Origin of the sequence: Aurantiacibacter odishensis, from assembly GCF_003605195.1 — a bacterium.
Classification (GTDB): Bacteria; Pseudomonadota; Alphaproteobacteria; order Sphingomonadales; family Sphingomonadaceae; genus Alteraurantiacibacter; species Alteraurantiacibacter odishensis.
This window is the reverse complement of the sequence record NZ_QYOS01000024.1, coordinates 376,015-396,012: the sequence shown is the minus strand read 5'-3', so window position 1 is coordinate 396,012 and position 19,998 is coordinate 376,015. Positions and strand designations below refer to the sequence as shown.

The window sequence follows — 19,998 nt, the reverse complement described above, 5'->3', positions numbered from 1 at the left end:
CGTCAGAACGCGGATCCGACCCGGACACCAAAGGTGCGCGGCGGTTCGAATTTCGAGGAAGCCACGTTCGCCGCGCCTAGCTGGTAAAGCGAGCGCATGGCCTCGTTCGTCAGGTTGCGCACGAACACGCTGGCCGTGAAGCCCTTGTCGTAAGGCACCAGCGAAATGCTCGCGTCGATCGTCACGTCGTCCCCCGCGTTGCCCGTCGGAAGGTAGTTGAAACCGACCACCCTCTCGCTGCGGTAGCGCCCGTCGAGCGTAGCGATCACCTCGTAATCGCGCATCTCGAAACTCTGCTGCACCCCGAAGTTGATCGTCCAGTCCGGCGCGTTGAGCGCGGGCTTGCCCGAACAATCGATGGTGAAGCTGCGCTGCGCGCCAAGGTTCTGCGTGTAATCGCAGCCCGTGATCGGCGTCAGGAAGTTGGGCGGATCGGTATCGTCCGAAAGATCGACCTGGTCGTAGATGAAGGAATCGTACGTCGCATCGAGGTACTGCACGCCGCCGCGCAGCAGGGTCGTCTCCGTCACCAGTGCCTGGAAATCGATCTCCGCACCCTTGATGGACGATTGCCCCACGTTGCGGGTGTAGAAGGAGTTGTTGCCGCGATCGTCGACGCCCAGCGCGGCAAGCTGCTGCCCGCGGTAATCCCAATAGAACGCCTCGAAGTTCAGCTGCAGACGATTGTCGAAGAAGCTGTTCTTCGAACCGATGGTGTAGGCGTCGATATATTCCGGATCGTATTCTTCCTGCCCGAAGGTGAGGTTGAAACCGCCCGCGCGGAAGCCCGTCTCGAAGCTGGCGTAGAGCAGGTTATCGGGCGTCGCGTCGTATTCCAGCGCGGCGCGCCACGTAATCTCGTCGTCACCCGAGGTGCGCACGATCTGAGTAGGCGTGTTGATGAGCAGCGCCTGCGGGCCCATCGCGCCGAAGGGTCCGTAGGGGAATGCGCCATAGGGTACGGGTCCATCCAGCGGAGAACCAGCAGGAAACAGCGACGGATCAAGCTGCGCCAGCGTTTCCTGCAAGGTCAGGCCGACCGGGATGGTGGGCACCTGCGGACAGCTGGGCGGTCCGAATTGCGGCTCTATCAGGCAAACGCCGGTCGTGCTGATCGACAGCGCATCGATGGAACGGCTCTCGTCGGTGTAGCGAATGCCGCCGACAATACGCAAATCCTCGGTAACGCTGAAGCTGGCGCGCGCGAACACGGCGACGGATTCGGTATCGGTGGCAAAATCCTGGAAGGAGACGGTCGAGAACTGGTTGTAGGAATTCAGCCCTTCCACGCTCTCGTCGAAATAGTATGCGCCCAGCAGCCACTCGAGCGGGCCGGTATCGCCTGACAGGCGGCCCTCGATGCTGAACTGTTCTGCGGTATCCTGGTTGATGCCGGCCTTGAACGGCGCGCCGTTGAACTGGTTGTCCAGTTCGGAGCGGCGATAGGCCGGGATGACGACCAGATCGGCAGCGCCAAGATCGAGATTGAACTCGGCGTTCACGCCCCAGTATTCGTCATCCCTGTAGGGATAATCGTATCCCACCACCGGGGAATAGAGCGGCGCAGCCGTGGCGTTGTCCTCGATGAATTCCAGCGACTGCGGTGCGAAGAGGCCGGTGAACGGATCGCTCACTGATTCAGGCGCGGCGATGAACTGCCAGTTGGGAACCGTGGCATCGGGCGTGAAGGGCGCGAAGGTGTAGATACCGTCCACATCGAGGCCCGGACCGGTGCCCTTCTGCGTGGAATAGTCGGCCGAGAGACGAATATCGGCGGCAGGCGAGATCTCGAAGAAGAGCTGTCCGCGCAGGGCCAGGTCTTCCTTCGCGCCAGTGCCGTCGTCGTAATATCCGTCGCGCTCCGAATAGGTGCCCGCCAGCCTCGCGGCCACGCGGTCGCCCACCGGCAAGTTGATGACGCCGGTCGTCTCGATCGCATCGTAGTTGCCGTATTGCGCGCTGACGCTGCCCTCCAGCACGCCGAGGCGCGGCGCGTTGGGAATGACGTTGACCGCGCCGCCCGTCGCGTTGCGGCCGTATAGGGTGCCCTGCGGCCCCTTGAGCACTTCGACCCGGTTTACGTCGAGGAACGACGCCACGGTCGATGACGGGCGACCGATATAGACCCCGTCCAGGTTGAAGGCGACAGCGGGGTTCGTGTAGCCGTTGTTGGCGAAGTTGCCGACGCCGCGAATGAAATAGCCGACATTGGCGCCGCCCGATTCCGGCACGTAGAGCGCGGGCGCGACCTTGTTCAGCTGCGTCACGTCGACAACGCCCGTCCGCTCCAGTTCCTCGCCGCTGACGGCGTTGATGGGAATCGCCGCGTCCTGCAGGCTTTCCTCGCGGCGCTGCGCGGTCACGGTGATGACGTTGAGGCCGCTGGGACGCTCCGCCTGCGTGCTCTCGTCCTGCGAGTCTTGGGCAGATGCCGTCTGGCTCGAAAGGGCGATGGCTATCGCCGATGTGGCGACAAGAAATTTCAGCATGGTTCTCTCCCGCTTGGGCTGCTTCGAGGCAGCTCGTTGCGGACGTTTCTCACCTGAGCGGTCATTTAGTCCAATTTTTTGTTTTCATCAAAAACCATCACTGATATCGATGCATCATGCGGCTTGACAACTTTGACCTGAACCTGCTCGTAGCCTTCGATGTCCTGATGCAGGAACAGAGCGTCACACGGGCCGCCAACCGGCTGAACGTCACGCAATCGGCGATGAGCGCTTCGCTCAAGCGCCTGCGCGAGAGTTTTCAGGACGATATCCTGTCGCAACACGGCAAGAAGCTGATCCCCACGCCGTTCGCACTGGCCCTGCAGCCAGAGATCTCGGGAAAGATTTTCGAACTGCGTGCCCTGATTGCCCGCCAGGGCCGTTTCGATCCCGGTCGTTCCGAGCGCCATTTCCGCATCGCCGCCTCGGATTACGTGACCACTGTGCTGCTTGCGCCGCTGGTTACCGAACTCCTGTCGGAAGCGCCGCGCATTGGCTTCAGTTTCGAGCTTCCCGGCCCGGCGCAGCAGGTTGCCCTCGCCAACGGGGAACTGGACCTGCTGCTGACACCCGAAGCGTTCGTTCATCCGGACCATCCGTGCGAACTTGTGTTCGAGGAACACCATGTGACTGTAGGCTGGACCGGCAATCCGGTGGTCGATGCCCCTCTGTCACGGCAGGCGTTCGAGGATGCCGGACACGTTGCGGTCAGCGTCGGTCGACAATTCACTTTCGCTGAGCAGTGGTTCAAGAGCCAGGGTATCGAACGGCGCATCGTGGTGCGCGCGCCCTCGTTCATCCAGGCGCCCTATCTGGTGCCGGACACGAACCTGCTTTGCGTGATGCACGAGCGGCTGGCGCGGCTGATGGCAAAACGCCTCCCGCTTCGCGTCCTCGAGATGCCCTTCGACCTGCCGCCGATGCGGGAGATGATGCAATTCCACGCCACGCGCGAAGCGGATCCCGGCCTCACCTGGTTGCGTGAAAGGATCGGCAGGGCCGCCGCAGCGGTCTGACGACCTGCGGACCTGCGTCCCGCGCCTTGCCCTGCGAAAAGCGACGAGAGACAGCACATTCCTTGATTTCGCAACGAGCTTGCCGCTAGACTCTGACACCTGAGTGTCGGCGCATGGCGCGGCAGGGTGGAGAGGTGCGATGCCGCGATTTGATGTCGAGGCCTTCATTGATCGGCAATCGATCGGCAGGCCGCAGATAACCGTCCTTCTGGTCTGCCTGCTGGTGTGCTTCATCGATGGCTTCGATATCTTCATGGTCGGCAAGATCGCGCCCGCCATTGCAGACGGCTTTGGCGAGCCATCCGAAGCGATGACCTTCCTGTTCCTGTGCCAGCAGATAGGACTTGCCGTCGGCGCATTCCTGGTCGCTCCGCTGGCAGACAGGTTCGGCAGGCGCAACATGCTGGTCTTCGCCTGCGCCACCTTCGGGCTGATCACCCTCGCCAGCGTCTATGCGCAAACCCTGTTCCAGCTTTCCATCATGCGCGGCATCGCCGGTGTCTTCATGTCGGCAGGGCTTCCCATGGCCCTGGCCCTGATTTCCGAATCCACTCCCAAGAAGCGGCGCTCAACTTTCATCGCCATCGCGCTTGCGGGCTATTCCAGCGGCAGCGCGGCCAGCGGTGCGGTGGCGGCGTGGCTGATTGATATCTACGGCTGGCAGAGCGGTTTCTGGATTGGCGGGATCGTGCCCCTGCTGTGCGTGCCGCTACTGCTGTTACTCGTTCCGGAATCGCTGAAATATCGCACGGAGCGCAATCCTTCCGATCCTCGCATCGCCGACACGATCACGCGCCTGGACCCAACCGCATCGCTCTCGGGTGATGAACTCTTCACGTTGGGCGAGAACGAGGCGAAGGCGAAGAAGGCGCGGCTTCTGGATGTATTCCTCGACGGCCGTGCCTGGATGACCGGCATCCTGTGGGCTGCTTGCATGCTCAGCATGGCCAACATCGCCCTGCTTGCCGCCTGGCTGCCCACCTTTTTCCAGGAAATGGCCGGAGTGCCGATCCAGGAATTCGCGATCGTCGCGATGATTGCCTATATCGGGGGGGTGGTGGGCACGCTCACCATCGGCTGGCTGATGGACCGCATCCGCGCGACTACCCTGATCCCCATTTATTTCGTCGGCCTTTCCATGGCCATCCTGATGATGGCCCGCGTGCCGTTCGAAGCGCCGCTGTTCATTGCGATCCTGCTGTTGTGGAGCTTCACCCAAACCGGCGCGCAGGGCGGGCTCAACACCCTCATCACCCAGGTCTACCCGCCACGAATGCGCTCCACCGCATTAGGCTGGTCCGGCGGTGCGGGCAGGATCGGCGGCGTGATCTCGCCCCTGTTCGGCGGGTTGGCCATCGCGCAGAACTATTCGCTGGAATTTACCTTGGGCTGCATCGCCCTCGTACCGCTGGTGGTGGCGATACTCGTTTTCCTGCTTGGCAGGACAAGCTACGCCGAACGCTTTACTGAGATGCGGGCCGCAGCTTGACCGGTCCCGGCTCCAGGGCGTGGTTCGAGGGATATCTCGCGGCTTTCAACGCCTGCGACTACGACGGGTTCGGGGCCTACTATGCCGACAATGTCAGCTTCCACGGCCAAGCGGCGAAGCTGAGCGGGCGCGATGCGGTGGTGCGTTTCTATCGCGAGGTGCACGGCAGGCTGGACGAGAGGATCGACCTGCTGGGCTACGTAGGCTCGCCCTCGCTCGCTGCTGCCGAGATCAGGACGACACTCATTGCCCGGAAGGACTGGCCCGATTTTCCCACCGGTTCTTTTGTGAAAGGCGACCGCAGACAGAGCATCAACTTCGCTTTCTACGATATCGCGAACGGCCTTTTCACGCGCATCCGGTCGGCTCGTTTCGCCCGCCTTTGAACCGGACGGGGCGGTCAGCCTCTGGAGCGGGTCGTGCGGATGTGGGTGAATTTCCCATCGGGGCCGATGGTGTAGAAGATGAAGCTCTCGATGAAGAACTTGTCTCCTTTCTCCATCGGGCCGACCATGAAATCGGGCCAGTCCTCCAGCGCCTCGAACTCGGTATCGATGATACAGGCTAGTCCTTCGTCGTCGAGGACGACCTGCTTGACGGTGAGCGTTTCCTTCACCCGCGCAAAAACCTCGGTGTAGAAGTCGCGGATGCCTTGCCTGCCCTTGATGAAGTGTCGCCCGCCCAGGTCGAACTCCACGTCCTCGGCGTAGAATGCGGTGAAGGCATCGAAATCGCCGCGATTGAATGCACCGATATAATTCTCGAGCCATTCTTCCTTCGTCATCTTGTCTCTCTCCCGTGGATGGCTACGAACTCTGCGCTGGTGCCATGCGGCGCGAAGCGAGATAGAAGTGGATCGCCGCCCAGACATAAAGCGCCATGCCCGACATCAGCGCATATCGCACTCCCTGGGCAGAGGCCCGCGCACATTCGGGCGACATATTCTCTGCCGAACACGCCGCGCCGAAGTCTCCGCCGAACACCACCGACGCATAGACATCACTGACGAAGCCCATGATCGGCGGGCCGAGTCCGATCCCCAAGAGCGAGGAGACGAAGAAGAACACGAAGGCCGCCGTCGCACGCATCCGGGCGGTCACCATGTTCTGGAACGCGACGAGTGTGGGTATCTGGTGAAAGAACAGGCTCGCCCCACCGCAGATCTGGAAGGCAAGGCCGATGCGCGGATCGTCCAGTCCGTAACCCAGCAGGTAGAACGGCACCGACATGGCGACACCGATCGCCGGGAGCAGGCCGTACCACCGGGCCGAGCGTTGACCGATGAAATCGATGGTGAAGCCGCCGAAGGCGAACCCGCTGGAAGCGGCGATGCCTGTAAGGATGGCAATGTAGACGGACGCCTCGCTCAACGGGAGGCCGTGAACGCGCATGAAGAAAGGTGCAACGAACGCGCCGCCGCCGAACAGGCCCATCGTCACCAACGCAAGCGCGATGATCATGTGGCGGAACTCTGGCCTGTCCCACATCATCCGCAGCACGTCGCCAAGGGGTGGCGGCGCTTCATTCTCGTCGGGCGGCGTCTCGTCGCACATCCCCCGCTTCGGCTCACGCAGGGTGAGCTTAAACAGGATGGCGACCAGGATGCCCGGCCCGGCAACGACCATGATGGCCGTGCGCCATCCGTATTCCTGCGCGATGTAGCCCGCCGCCAGCGCACCGCAGAAAGAGCCTACGGGCGAGCCGAGCTTCATGATCGTCATCGCGCGGCCACGCTTCTCGGCCGGGAAATGGTCGGCCAGCAGCGAAACGCTGGGCGACTGCACCCCGGCCTCGCCGATGCCAACACCGATGCGGCAGAGGAACAACTGCACGAAGTTGCTCGCCAATCCGCACAGCACGGTGAAACCCGAAAACAGGGCTACCGATACCGAGATGATGGTGACCCGGCTGCGGCGTTCAGCCAGCCGCGCAATCGGCAGGCCGAGCGTGGAATAGAGAATTGCAAAACCAAGCCCCGACAACATGCCGAGCTGGAAATCGGACAGGCCGAGGTCTTCCTTGATCGGCTGCGCCAGCGTCTGCACGATAACGCGGTCAATATACCCGAAAGCCGCCGTCAGCAGCACCAGGGTGAGCAACCACCCCCGGTAGAGCGGCCCGAAACTCTCGCGTCCGCCGCCCGCATGGCTGGTGGCCGTCATGTTGCCTACCGTGCGCCCCGGTGATTATCGCGTCCGGTCACCGACTGGAGATTCATTGCGCGGCTTCCTTACTGGCCAGTTCGCCAGTCTTGGTCTTTATCGTGAGTTCGCCCTGCCAGGGAACCTGGTTCATGTCGGTCCAGGCGTTGACGTGGAGCTGCTCGAACAGCCACTTGCCGCCTTCCTTCACGATGACATCCTGCCGCGTGCCAATGCCGAACACGAAATTGGTGTTGTACTGCACGTTGAATTGCAGGATCTGGAAGAAGCACCGGCAGTCGATCTTGCCGTCATCGCGCGGCGTCATCAGGTGCGTGTTCATCGTGTGCTGGCGCCCGTACCACCAGCTTTGCCGGTCATACCACAGTGACTCCAGGTTCTTGCGGATCGCATCGTGACCTTGCACCCGGCCCTGCCACAGATGGTCGAAATAGGCATCCTTCGAGAAGGCCGACAGGGCCATGTCGGCATCGGCCAGATCGATGCCCCACGCATATCGCGCGTACAGGTCCTGGATTTCCCAGCGGTCTTCCGAGGTGATTGTCCAATCTGCCATTTCTTCTCCCATCCCGATTGTTCGTGGTGATGCCTGTCACGACTGCGGACGGTCCACCATCTTGTTCGCGGCCAAGCTAACGGAGCTTGACTAATCAAGCAATGCTCTTGATTCCTCAATGAAGAACGGGGACAAGTTGGCAGGAGGGAAAGGCGGAGCGGCACCGATCCGCTCGGCGACCGCAAGCGCACCCGATGATTTCGAGGGAAGGACAAGACCATGACGCACGACGAAAGCCCACCACATCCGTTCACCCCGAAGCTGGAATTCGCTTTCACGGTCGCGATCGAACTCACGCCGCCGATCTGGGTCGAGCCGTCCAGCCAGGGCGCAACGCGCGCCGGTGTCTGGGCCGCCAGCGGCAGCTTCGAAGGTCCACGCATCAAGGGCCGCGTCTTGCCAATGAGCGGCGGGGATTTCCCCCTCGTCCGCCCCAACGGCGTGATCGACTTCGACGCGCGCTATTTCCTCGAGGCCGACGACGGGACGCCGATCTACCTGCAAAGCCGCGGCTATCGCTGGGCCGAGGGCGATGCGATGGACAAGATGGCCCGCAACGAGCCTGTCGAGCCGCACGAATATTACATGCGTGTCAGCCCGAAGTTCGACGTGCCCGAAGGTCCACACGACTGGCTTGCCAAGCACATCTTCATCGGCGTTGCGGAGAAGATACCCAAAGCCAACCGCATCCATTACTTCATGGTGCTGTGATGGGCAGTACTGAGGGACATGTACCTGCCAGCCTGGAGTTCGCTTTCGAGACGAAGGTTTTCTTCCGATCCGACCGCTGCATATTCGGCCCGGTGCCCGGCGGGCATCACCAAGGCTACACGCCCTGCATCGGCGGAGAGATTACGGGTCCGTCACTGACCGGTGAAGTCGTGCCGGATAGCGGTGCCGACTTCGCCGATGTGCGGCCCGACGGCACGGTTGTCATCAATTCGCATTACCTGCTGCGCGCCGATGACGGCACCAACATCTATATCCGTAACCGCGGCTATCTGGTGCCGGCGAAAGAGGGTGAAGGCGAAGTAATCGGCGGCGTGCGCCAGCCGACCTATTTCCGCTTCACTCCGACGTTCACCGTGCCAGAGGGACCGCACGGCTGGCTTGCCCGCACGGTGTTCGTCGGTGCGGGGATCCGTTGTACGGCCCCGGACCACTCGGTTTTCAGCTACTACGCGGTGCGCTGACTGCCCTTTCTCGGGCTGACGAATGCCGAAAATAGAATGGGCCGATGTCAAGCACCGGCCCAATTCGTTAGCCGCGAAGTTCTTCTTAGAAACGCAGCCGCGCGCCAACGCGGTAGGTTCGGCCTACCACATCGTACAAAACGTTGTTCGTCGGGCCGAAGCTGGACGGCAGATCGACCGGCGGATCCTTGTCGAACAAGTTGTTGACGACGCCGTAGATCTCGAGGCTTCGGTCGCCGTCGCTCCAGAGGTCGTAGCTGGCGTTGAGGTTCACATAAGTCCAAGCACCCACGGAGTTGTCGCTGATCGAGTTGTTCAGCAGCGGATCGTATCCTTCCTGCCCTGGCCCCACCAGCGAGGCGTTGTAGACGCCGCCCGAAATGTGCCGGACCTGTACCTGCGCTTCGAAAGGCGCGCCGGTGTAACTGAGATAGCCGTTGATAATGTAGCGCGGCACGCCCGAAGGCTGCGAGACGGGTGAACCGTTCATTCCCGCGCGGTCCACGATCCCGCCGGCGTCTTCGGTGATCAGGTCATCCACGATGGTGCTGAGCACCCGCAGCGAAACATCGCCCTCACCCGAACCGAACAAGTCGTAAGTCGGCACCGAATACTGGAACTCGACGTCGAAGCCCCGCGTGATGAAGGTGTTCAGGTTGAGATTGAAATTGCGAATCCGGGTGATCTCGTTCGTGTCGGGATCGCGGTCGATGAACTGGCAATACTCCGGAGCATCGTTGGAACAGCCCGAAACAATAACCTGCGCACCAAGCGTGGATACGGCATTGTCGAGCGTGATATCGTAATAGTCGAAGGCAAAACGCAGCGTGCCGGGCCCGATCTGGGGCTGAAGCACGATACCTGCCGTCCAGGTGTCGGCAACTTCTGGCTCCAGCATCGCGTTGCCGCCCAAGAGCACCGGAGACAGGAACTGGGTGTTGCCGAATTCCGGATCGTTCACCGACTGGAAAGATGATTGCAGCGGGCCGAAAAGCTCGAACACATTGGGCGCGCGAATGTCACGCGAGCGTGTGGCCCGAAGGCGAACCCACTCGAGAGGCGCCCAGTCCGCACCGACCTTCCACGTCGTTACAGTGCCCGAGTTACTGTAGTCGGTCAGGCGAACGGCGCCGTTGAGTTCCGCCGTCGAAGTGAGTGGCAAGGCCGCCTCGACAAAGCCTTCCCACACATCGACGTCGCCCTCGATCGGGGAGCCTGGCCCGGTGTAGAACTGCAGGGCGCGCGAAATCGGATCGGCAGTGCCGTTGGCAATGTCCCGGCGAAATTCCACGCCGGTAGCCACTGCCAACGGCCCTGCCCACAGGTCCACCAAGTCCCCTTGCGCCGCCAGGGAGGCTACGTGCTGGGTAAGCTTGGTGTCCTGCATCACGGTGCCGGTCACATAGTCGATCGCTGCACGGGATGGGCTGCCTTCTCCAAACGGATTGAGCGGTACGCAGCCGGCGGCATCGGGATTGCCCTGCAGCACCGCCCGGCACACCGGCAGGTTGGTTTCGGGGTCGATCACGGAATCGATGGCAAAGGCCACACGCGGGGTGATCGTGGTGTTCCGGCCAATCTGCGAGTAGTTGGTCCGCCCGTACTGGTAATAGGCGTCCAGCGTCCAACTGGAGCCGAGATCGGCGCTGAAGCCGGTGGCAATGCGATAGGTTTCTCGCGTGACATTGCCAACTTGCGGCCCGATGTCGTTCCACATGCGACCGTAAGGCAGCGCGGCAATATTGAACTGGTCGAAACGCGCGCGCACGCTGTCGGGAAGGAAGGCATTGTCGCGGAAGATCGGCTGGCCCGCGATCGTTGCGATATCGCGACGCTGGGCGCCGATCGTGCTTGCCTCGACGCGTCCGTAAGAGCCTTCGAGGAATGCCGTCACCGCGTCGGTCACGTCATACTCGACACGGGCGTAGGAATTGATCCGGTCGCTGGGGCTGGAGATCGGGAAGTTCTGGTAGAAGGCCAGTTCCTGATCCCGGTTCGCCCCGCCGCCGCTCTGGAAGATGCCGGCGCCGAAATAGGTGCCGTAGTCGTGCTGGCGCGTCTCGCCGCCAGGCAGCACTTCCAGCCCGCGGAAAGGCCCGGCAATGAATATCCCGTTGAACGTGCCCAGCGCCACGCTGATATCGGGCAGGACGAGAACAGCCGGATCACCCTGCGACACGCGTCCCAGCGAGGGGTCGGCCGGGTTGATGAGCGGGTTGCTGACCGTGTTGTAGCTGAGTGCACACCAATCACGAGAATAGCAGTCTCCTGTCCCCTCGTCGTGAATGTACTCGATCCCGCCCACGAAATGTCCGCGACCATTTGCGAAACTTGTTCCGCCGGCCAGCGAATAGATAAGCTCCACGTCATCCCCTGCATCGGCAATGCCGTACTGCACGTTGGCGCGAATGCCTTCGAGGTCCGTGTTGATGATAAGATTCACGACGCCGGCGACAGCGTCCGAGCCGTAGGCAGCAGAAGCGCCGCCGGTTACGACTTCCACCCGCTCCAGCAGCGATGTGGGGATCATGTTGAGGTCCACCGCACCCGCAGGGGCAAACGAGCTGCCCTGCACGGTGGCAGGAACCACCCGGCGCCCATCGATGAGGACCAGCGTCCGGTTGGCGCCAAGCCCGCGAAGGTCGGCGGTGTTCGCGCCGATGTTATTCTGGAAGATCGCGGTGGTGGCCGGGGTGCTCTGTGGCCTGAAAGCGGGAATTTCGTTCAGCACCTGGGCAACGTTGCTTACGCCCTGACGCTCGATCTGCTCGTTCCCGACGACTGTCACGGGCGTAGGCTGTGCGAACCCGTCCCGCGCGATGCGAGAGCCGGTCACGACAATGGGTTCGCCGCCGGTGTTGAGGTCGTTTGTGGTGCCCGCATTGCCGGGCAGCGTCATTTCCTCGCCATCGTCGTCATCCGCATCCTGCGCATGGGCAGGCGAGGCGCCCATCAGGATGGCGAGCGCGATTGCGCTCATGCAGGTCGTGCGCCGGAACTTGCTGCTGAAACTGGCTCTCATTTTTCCTCTCCCACCTGCTTTTCACAGGTTCTCTTGTCGCTCCCCTGGCTGGTTCGAGCCGGAAGGGGCGTTGGCCCATACCGACCCGGCACCCTCACAATGCCGGGGCAACTGAACTTGGGTGCGATTGTCAGTAGCTATTCTTGATTTGTCAAGAAGATCGCGAAGAGCTGTTGCGGAGTCGCGTTTTTTCGCCTGGAGAAGCGGGATTTCAGGGAATGTCGACGCGCTGCACGAGCTTCAGCAAGGCCGCGTCGAGCGCCGCCTTTTCAGCGGAATCGAGATCCTGCAGGAGCCACTGGAAATACTCGAGCCGGGAATTTCGCGCCCGGTCGTAAAGAGCTTGCCCCTTTTTCGTGATCGCAAGGATGAGTTTGGTGCGATTTTCAGGGTTCTTGCGCCGTGTGATCAGTCCCTTGCGCTCCAGTTCCTTGGCAGCGCGACTGACCTCCGCCCCGTCCGAAGCGGCGGCGTCGGCGATACGGCTTGAACTCGACTCCCCCAGCACCACGATGTGCGCGAGGACCCGCCACTCTGCGGCGGTAAGACCTGTGCTTTCGCGTAACTGGCGGCTCGTTTGACGGTCGATGAAGCGAGACAGCAGGACCAGTCGATAAGGGATATGCTCCGGGCCGAGAAGAGGCCAGGTCTCTGGAATCTTTGCTATTTTTCAAACCTCCCTTTGCCGTTCGCCAAAGTTATCCTCGCTGCCGAATCTTGCCAAGGGCAAATTAGTTGATTAGTCAAGGTTACATGGCCAGCTTTACGACCTTCGAGCCGATCATGCGTCCAGGCGTCGACCCGGCAAGCGCTCCCAACAAGCCGCCCCTTCCACCGCTGAAGTACGACCGGCGAGAGGAGCAAGGTCTAGTCATAGAACGCAATATCGGCGTGCCTTTGCGCGACGGCACCACGATCTATGCCGACCTGTACAGACCCCAAGGCGCAGCCGGAGAGGCGGATCTGCCTCTGCTGCTGGCCTGGGGACCGTATGGGAAGCATGGGCTTACCAACCAGGTTTTCTGGCCGCTGTCCGGCGTCAATCCGGAATTGCTTTCGACCCTGACGCCGTTCGAAGGGCCGGACCCGGTCTGGTGGGGTTATCGCGGATATGCTGTCGCCGTGGTCGATCCTCGTGGGGCATGGCAATCGGAAGGCGATTTCCATCACAACGGGTTGCAGGAAGCGGAAGATTGTTTCGACGCGATTCAGTGGTTCGCCGACCAGGCGTGGTCGAACGGCAAGGTCGGGATGACGGGCGTCTCCTACCTCGCGGCAATCCAGTATTACGTGGCTCCGCTCAAGCCGCCAGCGCTGGTGGCGATCAACCCCTGGGAAGCATTTTCGGACTGGTACCGTGAGTTCGCCTATCACGGCGGCATTCCCGAAACCGGATTCATCCCGCGCGCCAGCGACAACATCCGCTTTTCCTTGGGTCGCACCGAGGACACCTGGGCAAATGTGCAGGCGCACCCGCTGATAGACGACTACTGGCGGTCGAAAGACATTCCCCTCGAGGAAATCGATATCCCCGCTTACGTCGTGGCGAGCTGGTCTGACCAGGGACTGCACCTGCGCGGCACGATCGAGGCATGGCGGCGCATGGGTTCGGCCGAGAAGTGGCTCGACGTGCATGGCCAGAAGAAGTGGGCGCACTACTACATGGATCAAAGCCGGGAGCGGCGCCTCGCCTTTTTCGATCATTACCTGAAGGGCAAGACAACACAGGTGAACCAGTGGCCGCCCGTTCGCATCGAGGTGCGCGACCAGGCAGGCAGCGCGACGGAGCGTGCCGAAGGAAATTGGCCGCTGGAGCGGACCGAGTACACGCCGCTCTGGCTCGATGCGGGGCGCGGCACGCTCTCGCGCGACAAACCCTCAGGTGAAAGCGAGGCCCGCTACGAGTCCGAAAGTGGCCGCGCCACCTTCGACATCGTCTTCGATGAAGACACGGAAATCACCGGGCACATGAAGCTGCGTCTCTGGGTAGAAATCGAGGAAGGCGAAGACGCCGACCTGTTCGTAGCGGCGCAAAAACTGGATGCTGACGGGCAGCACACCGGCTTCACGTTCTACGCCTTTTACGAGAACGGCCCCGTCGCGCTGGGCTGGCTGCGCGCCAGTCACCGGCAGCTGGACCCGCAGCGCAGCGAGGACTGGCGCCCTGTCCACACGCATACGCAAGAGGACTTGCTGACGCCGGGAGAGGCGGTCCCTGTTGATATCGAACTCTGGCCCTCGTCCACGCGGTTCCGCGCCGGAGAGACTCTTCGCATCGTGGTGCAGGGATCGGACATCTACACGGACAGCAAGCCGAACCTGCCGTTCGCGCGCCACGAGAACCTGCGCAATAGCGGACACCACGTGATCCATACCGGCGGCCGCTACGATTCGCACCTGCTGGCACCGATCATCCCGGAATAACGCGAAGGGCGGGACGGTCTTGCCGCCCCGCTTCTCCTCCTAGTTCTTCGCAGCGTCCCTGGCTGCGCGGTCCATTGCGAGAACCGGATTCTCCGCATTGGATTCGCGCCCCGGCAGGAATTCGTTGAGAATGCAGCGCTTGGCAAACAGCCACTCGCCATCCTGTCTCACCAGTTCGTCTTCGTAGATGCCGAAGCTGCCGACCTCCGGCGTCAGGCGACCGGCCTCGTTGCGCGGACCGCCGTTCGACACCTCCCACCAGAAGGCACGGGTCCAGGCCCTGTCCCCCTCGACCCGGATCACCGTTTGCCCAAGCACGTGGCGCAGCACGCCCGGGTTGCCATCCACGTCGCAGTAGATCTCCACGATCCGCTCCTTGAAGCCCCTGATCGCCTCAACGATGTTGTCGCGTCCCACCAACGTGCCGCGCGCGTATTCGAACACGGCATCCTCGGTAAGCGTGGCGGCGAAGGTGTCGAAATCGTTCCAGTCCAGCGCGAACAGGTAACGCGCCATCAGGTCCTCGATCGCAGCCTTGTCGGCGGCGTATTGCACCGCGTCTGTCTGTGTCATGCGCTCTCTCCGTGTTGTCCGTCAGCCAAGGTTGACCGTCACCGATTTGATCTCGGTGAAAGCTTCCACCCCGGCCCGGCCGTTCTCGCGGCCCCAGCCCGATTGCTTGAAACCTCCCAGCGGCATTGCCGGGTCCGGCCCGCCGCCTGCGCCATTGATGTTGACCATACCGGACTTGATCCGGCGCGCCATTTTCAGGCCGCGGGTGATGTCCTGCGTGAAAACCGATGCGTTAAGGCCATACTGCGTGTTGTTGGCTGCGGCCGCGATGGTTTCCAGGTCGTCGTCGCCGAATGTCATCGTGGCGAGCACGGGGCCGAAGATTTCCTCCTCCACCGCTTTCATGCCTGCAACGGTATCGGTCAGCACGGTCGGCTGGACGAAATAGCCGCCTTCCGCACCCTCGACGTCTGCCTTGTCACCGCCGGTGTGCACCTTCGCTCCTTCACTGAGCGCACTTTCGATGTAGCCAGTGACGCGCGCGAACTGCGTATCGCTGACCAGCGGGCCCATTCGCGTTTCGGGATCGAGGCCGGAGCCGACCTTGAGCGACTTGGCCATCGCGGTCACGCCTTCCAGAACCTGGTCCCGCACCTTCTCGTGCACGAACAGGCGCGATCCGGCAGCGCACACCTGCCCGGCGTTGCCGAAGATACCCATGGCCGCGCTGGGAATGGCCTTCGAAAGGTCGGCATCGTCGAAGATGATGACGGGAGACTTGCCCCCCAGTTCCAGCGTCACGCGCTTCAGGTTGCCGGTGCACGCCTTGACGATCTGCTTGCCCGTGTCGGTGGAGCCGGTGAAGGAGATCTTGTCGACCAGCGGATGCTCTACGAGGGCGGCACCCGCAGTCTTGCCGAAGCCTGTCACGACGTTCACCGCACCTTCGGGGAAGCCCGCCTCCGCCACCAGTTCACCCAGGACCGCGGCGCTCAGCGGCGTTTGTTCCGCGGGTTTGAGCACGATGGTGCAGCCAGCTGCCAGTGCCTGCGCCATCTTGGCCACGCTCATCACGAAGGGGAAGTTCCATGGCACGATCCCGCCAACCACGCCCACCGGCTCGCGCTGGGTGAACGCATGGAATTCGCCGGGGTGCGACGGCGTGAATGTCTCGCCATTGATCTTGGTGGCCCAACCGGCGTTGTATCGCAGCGCTTCGGATGCGGCCATGACTGCGCCGAAATAGCCCATCATCAACGGCATGCCGTTGTCGAGCGTTTCGGTGAGCGCAATGCGGCTGCCGTTCGCCTCGATCAGTTCGGCCAGCTTCATCATGATGCGGGCGCGCTGTGCGGGCGGCATGGCAGGCCACGCGCCTGTATCGAAGCACTTCCGCGCGGCCTGCACTGCAAGGTCGATATCCTCCGCTCCACCCGATGCGGCATGGGCGAAAACCTTGCCGGTGGCCGGATCGATCACCTCCAAAGTCTCGCCGGACTTGGCGGGAACGAACTTGCCGCCAATGAAAAGCTCGCGCGGCTTGGCAGCGAGGTCCTGCTTCAGGTTGGGCAGGATCGACGTATCGACGGGCAAGGGGGGCGGTGACATGGCTGTTCTTCCTGTTCAGGCTGCTTGTTCGGTTCGGTGGTGTTCGGCCGTCAGGGCCGGCTTGCCGAGGATCATGTCGGCGGCCTTTTCCGCGACCATGATCGTCGGCGCATTGGTGTTTCCTCCCGGCACGGTCGGCATGATCGAGGCATCGACAACGCGCAGCCCCTCCACGCCGTGGACGCGCAACTGCGCATCGACCACGCTGCTGGACCCACTGCCCATGCTGCACGTGCCGACGGGATGCTGCGTCACTTCCGCGGTTGCGCGGATGTGGCTGTCGAGTTCCTCGTCGCTCTGCAAGTCTTCGCCGGGTAGCACCTCCTCCCCGGTGAGGCTTGCTTGAGGCTCTGTTCGGTAAATCTTTCGCGCCAGCCGGATGCCGTCGCGGGCCGTGCGAAGGTCGGCGGGGTCGGAGAAGTTGTTGAGTGTGATCTGCGGGAAGTCCGCCGGGTCGGCGGAGGCCAGTTCCAGCCAGCCGCGGCTATGCGGGTGCAGCAGGATGACGTCGGCGGTAATCCTGTCTTCCTGGCGCTTCCGGAATAACGGAAACCAGACCTTTGCATCCATGCGCACCGGGTTGGACCACAACTGGATATCGGGCCGCGCCAGTTCGGGCCGGGTACGGATCACGATGTTACAACTGTTGAGCTGGCTGGCGAAGGCACCCGTGCCGAATAGCCGCCATTGCAGCACCGATTTCGCCACCTTGTCCGCTCGCAGTTCATTGAGGAAACTGACCGGCTTCTGCAGTCCGAAGTGCACCGGCACGCGCGGATGCTCCGACAGGTTGCGCCCCACGCCGGGCAGGTCATGCAGAACGGAGATACCCTTGTCCTGCAAATGCGCCGCAGGTCCGATGCCGGAGAGCATAAGCAGTTGCGGCGAATTATAGCTTCCGCCGCTGAGGATCACCTCCTTACGCGCATGGACGCGGTGGCGCTCGCCATCGCGCAGGTATTCGATGCCGGTCGCGCGTTTACCCTCGAACACCACCTTTTGCGTAAGCGCACCTGTCACCACCGTGAGATTGGGGCGCGACATGGCCGGATCGAGATAAGCCCGCGCGGTGCTGGCCCGTCGGCCGTTCGCGTCGATCGTCAGCTCCCCTCGGGCAAAACCTTCCTCCTGTTCGGCGTTCAGGTTTTCGCTGGTGGAGAAACCGGCGGCCTCTGCGGTTTCCATCAGCGGCTGATGCAAGCGGCCTTCGGTCTGCACCGGCACCACCTGCAGCGGGCCGTCCTTGCCGTGCCAGCGGGTGTCATCGCTCCAGTGCGTTTCCATCCGCTTGAAGTAGGGTAGCACCTCGTCGTAGCTCCAGCCGGAGCAGCCTTGCTGCGCCCAGCCGTCGAAATCGGTGGAATGACCGCGCATGTAGAACATACCGTTGATGCTGGAAGACCCGCCCAGCACGCGCCCGCGCGGCAGCATGATGCGCCGACCGTTGAGGTGCGGCTCCGGCATGGACATGTAGCGCCAGGTGAATTCCGGCTTGAACAGGGCGCGCATCATGCCGAGCGGCATGTCGAGGAGGAAATGCCTGTGGTCCCCGCCCGCCTCGACCAGCAGGACCTTGTTTTCCGGGTCCTCGGTCAGACGGTTGGCCAGCACGCATCCGGCGGAGCCTGCACCCACGATGATATAGTCATAGGTCATGCGGCTTTCCCCAGGATCATGTCTGCCGCCTTTTCGCCGATCATGATTGCAGCGGCATTGGTGTTGCCGCCAACGATGCGCGGCATGACCGAGGCATCGGCGACGCGCAGCCCCTCTATCCCGCGCACCCGCAATTGCGCATCGCACACGGCATCGGGCCCTGTGCCCATGGCGCAGGTGCTGGTGGGATGAAGCGCGGTGTTGGTTGCCTGACGCAGCCATCCATCAATCTCGTCCTTGGTCTGCACATCCGGGCCGGGTGCGACCTCTCCCGTAATGACCTCGCATAGCGGCTCTGTCTCCAGCAGTTCGCGGATTTGCGGAATCAGGCGATGGAAGAAGGCACGGTCGTTCTCCTCCTTCAGGACGTTGTTGAGGATGCGCGGAGCATCGAACGGGTCGTTGCTGCGCAGTTTCACCCAGCCCCGCCCCTCTGGCCGCAGGAGGACGCAGGCCATCGCTACCACGTCCGGAGCGGGCGACTGGATGCCGGGAAACCACGGCCGCGCGAAAATCGTGGTTGGCTGGAACAGGCACTGTGCATCGGGACGTTCCAGATCGGGCCGCGTCTTTATCCAGCCGTTGGCGGTGACCGGCATGTTGGCCAGCCGCCCCTTGCCCGTGAGTAGCCACTTGATGCCCTGCAGGGCGATCCGGTCCATCCTGAGATCGGGATTGAGCGTCGCCTCCCGCTTCGCGTTCCAGATCATCGCGACCGAGGGATGGTCCTGCAGGTTGCGCCCCACTCCGGGCAGGTCGTGCACCACCTCAATCCCATGTTCGCGCAAGTCCTTGGCAGGGCCGATCCCGGAAAGCATCAGCAATTGCGGTGAGTTGTAGGTGCCGCCGCTCAGCACGATCTCGCGCCGCGCCTCCACCCGCTTGTCTTCGCCATCCTGCCGATAATGCACTGCCACCGCGCGGCCCTCTCCCACCTCGATCCGGGTCGCATGGGCGCCAGACACGACAATGAGATTTGGACGCTTCATTGCCGGGTAGAGAAAGCGTGCCGCCGTCGATCCGCGCCGGCCCTGGTGAATGGAGATATCCGGCGATCCCCAGCCTTCCTGATCCGGGCCGTGGTGATCATCCTGCACCTTGTAGCCTCGGCTTTGCGCTGCCTCGATGAAGCGCGGGAACAGGACATCGTCGGGAACATGCTTGGTGACGGAAAGAGGGCCACTTTTGGCGTGGTATTCGTCAGCCTCGCCCCAATGGTTTTCCGACTTCTTGAAATAGGGCAGCACGTCGTCGTAGCCCCAACCCTCCAGCCCGAGCTGCCGCCATTCATCATAATCGCGCGCATGGCCGCGCGCATAGAGCATCCCGTTGATCATGGATGAACCGCCCAGCGCCTTGCCGCGCGGCTGGCGGATACGGCGGTTGTCCGCGAACGGCTCCTCCTCGCCTTCGTAATTCCAGTTGTACTGGCGTTTTCCCATGACGATGGGAAAGGCGATAGGGATCGAAAGCAGGGGATCGCGCTCCCGCTTGCCCGCTTCCAGAAGCAGCACCGAGTTGGCGGGATCTTCGGAGAGGCGCGCGGCCAGCACGCAGCCCGATGAGCCTGCGCCCACTATAACGAAATCGTACTGACCCATCCGAATCCTCGTGCCCGCGCGTCATCGCGCAATCTTTATTGTTCTGTGCAAGGTTGATTACTCACGATCAACCGCAAACCTGACGAAAATCGAAATAGAATTTTGTCATCGTGACGATGTAATCAGCGCGCAGGGGCATGGACTGTCGGATACAGCAGAGCGGAGCCGCAGCGGCTCTCTCGTGTTCTTGCCAAGCAGGAGGTCTTAGAACTCCGCCGACACCTGCGGGTATCAGCTCTGCGGGCGAGCGTAGATCTTCTCCGCATAGC

At 62.3% G+C, this 19,998-nt stretch carries 16 protein-coding genes; 6 read left to right on the top strand and 10 right to left on the bottom strand.

Translation table 11 applies throughout. The annotated features are described in order from the left end of the window. Positions 1-2: 2 nt before the first annotated feature. Entirely contained in the window at positions 3-2,489 is a 2,487-nt protein-coding gene (locus D4Q51_RS11230; RefSeq protein WP_120077837.1) for a TonB-dependent receptor, read from the bottom strand. Positions 2,490-2,605: 116 nt separating this feature from the next. Between D4Q51_RS11230 and D4Q51_RS11225 the strand changes: the two genes are divergently transcribed. The 3 genes from D4Q51_RS11225 (at position 2,606) to D4Q51_RS11215 (ending at position 5,380) form a co-directional block, all read left to right on the top strand. Further along, positions 2,606-3,505: a LysR family transcriptional regulator gene (locus tag D4Q51_RS11225; protein ID WP_120077836.1), complete on the top strand. Its 900-nt coding sequence runs from the start codon at positions 2,606-2,608 to the stop codon at positions 3,503-3,505. A 139-nt stretch (positions 3,506-3,644) separates the two neighbouring features. Further along, positions 3,645-4,994: an MFS transporter gene (locus D4Q51_RS11220; RefSeq protein ID WP_120077835.1), complete on the top strand. Its 1,350-nt coding sequence runs from the start codon at positions 3,645-3,647 to the stop codon at positions 4,992-4,994. After that, positions 4,991-5,380 (top strand): nuclear transport factor 2 family protein, encoded by a 390-nt coding sequence (locus tag D4Q51_RS11215; protein WP_120077834.1) that lies wholly within the window; start codon positions 4,991-4,993, stop codon positions 5,378-5,380. Before D4Q51_RS11220 ends, D4Q51_RS11215 begins: the two co-directional genes overlap by 4 nt. 14 nt (positions 5,381-5,394) lie before the next feature. Here the strand turns inward: D4Q51_RS11215 and D4Q51_RS11210 are convergent, their stop codons facing one another. The 3 genes from D4Q51_RS11210 to D4Q51_RS11200 are packed head-to-tail and all read right to left on the bottom strand — an operon-like array spanning position 5,395 to position 7,712. Beyond that, a complete protein-coding gene (locus tag D4Q51_RS11210) occupies positions 5,395-5,778 on the bottom strand; it encodes a YybH family protein (protein ID WP_162925303.1) in 384 nt (127 codons plus the stop codon). Between the two features lie 22 nt (positions 5,779-5,800). Further along, positions 5,801-7,156 (bottom strand): spinster family MFS transporter, encoded by a 1,356-nt coding sequence (locus tag D4Q51_RS11205; protein WP_120077832.1) that lies wholly within the window; start codon positions 7,154-7,156, stop codon positions 5,801-5,803. Positions 7,157-7,208: 52 nt separating this feature from the next. Then, a complete protein-coding gene (locus D4Q51_RS11200; protein ID WP_162925302.1) occupies positions 7,209-7,712 on the bottom strand; it encodes a nuclear transport factor 2 family protein in 504 nt (167 codons plus the stop codon). Positions 7,713-7,931: 219 nt separating this feature from the next. Here D4Q51_RS11200 and D4Q51_RS11195 point away from each other — a divergent pair, with 219 nt between their 5' ends. Beyond that, positions 7,932-8,423: a DUF3237 family protein gene (locus D4Q51_RS11195; RefSeq protein ID WP_120077830.1), complete on the top strand. Its 492-nt coding sequence runs from the start codon at positions 7,932-7,934 to the stop codon at positions 8,421-8,423. After that, complete coding sequence (locus D4Q51_RS11190) at positions 8,423-8,905, top strand: DUF3237 domain-containing protein (protein WP_120077829.1); 483 nt, start codon at positions 8,423-8,425, stop codon at positions 8,903-8,905. The genes D4Q51_RS11195 and D4Q51_RS11190 overlap by 1 nt, the downstream gene beginning before the upstream one ends. An 85-nt stretch (positions 8,906-8,990) precedes the next feature. Here the strand turns inward: D4Q51_RS11190 and D4Q51_RS11185 are convergent, their stop codons facing one another. Both D4Q51_RS11185 and D4Q51_RS11180 read right to left on the bottom strand, forming a co-directional pair. Then, positions 8,991-11,927, bottom strand: coding sequence for a TonB-dependent receptor domain-containing protein (locus D4Q51_RS11185; RefSeq protein ID WP_120077828.1), 2,937 nt, complete (start codon positions 11,925-11,927; stop codon positions 8,991-8,993). Positions 11,928-12,138: 211 nt separating this feature from the next. Further along, positions 12,139-12,516, bottom strand: coding sequence for a MarR family winged helix-turn-helix transcriptional regulator (locus D4Q51_RS11180; RefSeq protein ID WP_276309492.1), 378 nt, complete (start codon positions 12,514-12,516; stop codon positions 12,139-12,141). Between the two features lie 164 nt (positions 12,517-12,680). Between D4Q51_RS11180 and D4Q51_RS11175 the strand changes: the two genes are divergently transcribed. Beyond that, positions 12,681-14,351, top strand: coding sequence for a CocE/NonD family hydrolase (locus D4Q51_RS11175; RefSeq protein ID WP_120077826.1), 1,671 nt, complete (start codon positions 12,681-12,683; stop codon positions 14,349-14,351). Between the two features lie 39 nt (positions 14,352-14,390). On the opposite strand, the gene D4Q51_RS11170 is transcribed toward D4Q51_RS11175, so the two are convergent. Genes D4Q51_RS11170 through D4Q51_RS11155 form a run of 4 tightly spaced genes read right to left on the bottom strand, consistent with a single transcriptional unit; the run spans position 14,391 to position 19,729 of the window. Beyond that, complete coding sequence (locus tag D4Q51_RS11170) at positions 14,391-14,924, bottom strand: nuclear transport factor 2 family protein (RefSeq protein WP_120077825.1); 534 nt, start codon at positions 14,922-14,924, stop codon at positions 14,391-14,393. Positions 14,925-14,945: 21 nt separating this feature from the next. Next, positions 14,946-16,472 carry an aldehyde dehydrogenase family protein gene (locus tag D4Q51_RS11165; protein WP_120077824.1) on the bottom strand — a complete coding sequence of 509 codons (1,527 nt, stop codon included), beginning with the start codon at positions 16,470-16,472 and terminating at the stop codon, positions 14,946-14,948. Between the two features lie 15 nt (positions 16,473-16,487). Next, positions 16,488-18,128, bottom strand: coding sequence for a GMC family oxidoreductase (locus D4Q51_RS11160; RefSeq protein WP_120077823.1), 1,641 nt, complete (start codon positions 18,126-18,128; stop codon positions 16,488-16,490). Beyond that, positions 18,125-19,729: a GMC family oxidoreductase gene (locus D4Q51_RS11155; protein WP_120077822.1), complete on the bottom strand. Its 1,605-nt coding sequence runs from the start codon at positions 19,727-19,729 to the stop codon at positions 18,125-18,127. Before D4Q51_RS11155 ends, D4Q51_RS11160 begins: the two co-directional genes overlap by 4 nt. Between the last annotated feature and the right edge of the window lie 269 nt (positions 19,730-19,998).

Coding starts and splice junctions, on each gene's coding strand:
- D4Q51_RS11230 (WP_120077837.1), bottom strand. CDS start 2,489: ATGCTGAAATTTCTTGTCGCCACATCGGCGATAGCCATCGCCCTTTCG.
- D4Q51_RS11225 (WP_120077836.1), top strand. CDS start 2,606: ATGCGGCTTGACAACTTTGACCTGAACCTGCTCGTAGCCTTCGATGTC.
- D4Q51_RS11220 (WP_120077835.1), top strand. CDS start 3,645: ATGCCGCGATTTGATGTCGAGGCCTTCATTGATCGGCAATCGATCGGC.
- D4Q51_RS11210 (WP_162925303.1), bottom strand. CDS start 5,778: ATGACGAAGGAAGAATGGCTCGAGAATTATATCGGTGCATTCAATCGC.
- D4Q51_RS11205 (WP_120077832.1), bottom strand. CDS start 7,156: ATGACGGCCACCAGCCATGCGGGCGGCGGACGCGAGAGTTTCGGGCCG.
- D4Q51_RS11200 (WP_162925302.1), bottom strand. CDS start 7,712: ATGGCAGATTGGACAATCACCTCGGAAGACCGCTGGGAAATCCAGGAC.
- D4Q51_RS11195 (WP_120077830.1), top strand. CDS start 7,932: ATGACGCACGACGAAAGCCCACCACATCCGTTCACCCCGAAGCTGGAA.
- D4Q51_RS11190 (WP_120077829.1), top strand. CDS start 8,423: ATGGGCAGTACTGAGGGACATGTACCTGCCAGCCTGGAGTTCGCTTTC.
- D4Q51_RS11185 (WP_120077828.1), bottom strand. CDS start 11,927: ATGAGAGCCAGTTTCAGCAGCAAGTTCCGGCGCACGACCTGCATGAGC.
- D4Q51_RS11175 (WP_120077826.1), top strand. CDS start 12,681: ATGGCCAGCTTTACGACCTTCGAGCCGATCATGCGTCCAGGCGTCGAC.
- D4Q51_RS11170 (WP_120077825.1), bottom strand. CDS start 14,924: ATGACACAGACAGACGCGGTGCAATACGCCGCCGACAAGGCTGCGATC.
- D4Q51_RS11165 (WP_120077824.1), bottom strand. CDS start 16,472: ATGTCACCGCCCCCCTTGCCCGTCGATACGTCGATCCTGCCCAACCTG.
- D4Q51_RS11160 (WP_120077823.1), bottom strand. CDS start 18,128: ATGACCTATGACTATATCATCGTGGGTGCAGGCTCCGCCGGATGCGTG.
- D4Q51_RS11155 (WP_120077822.1), bottom strand. CDS start 19,729: ATGGGTCAGTACGATTTCGTTATAGTGGGCGCAGGCTCATCGGGCTGC.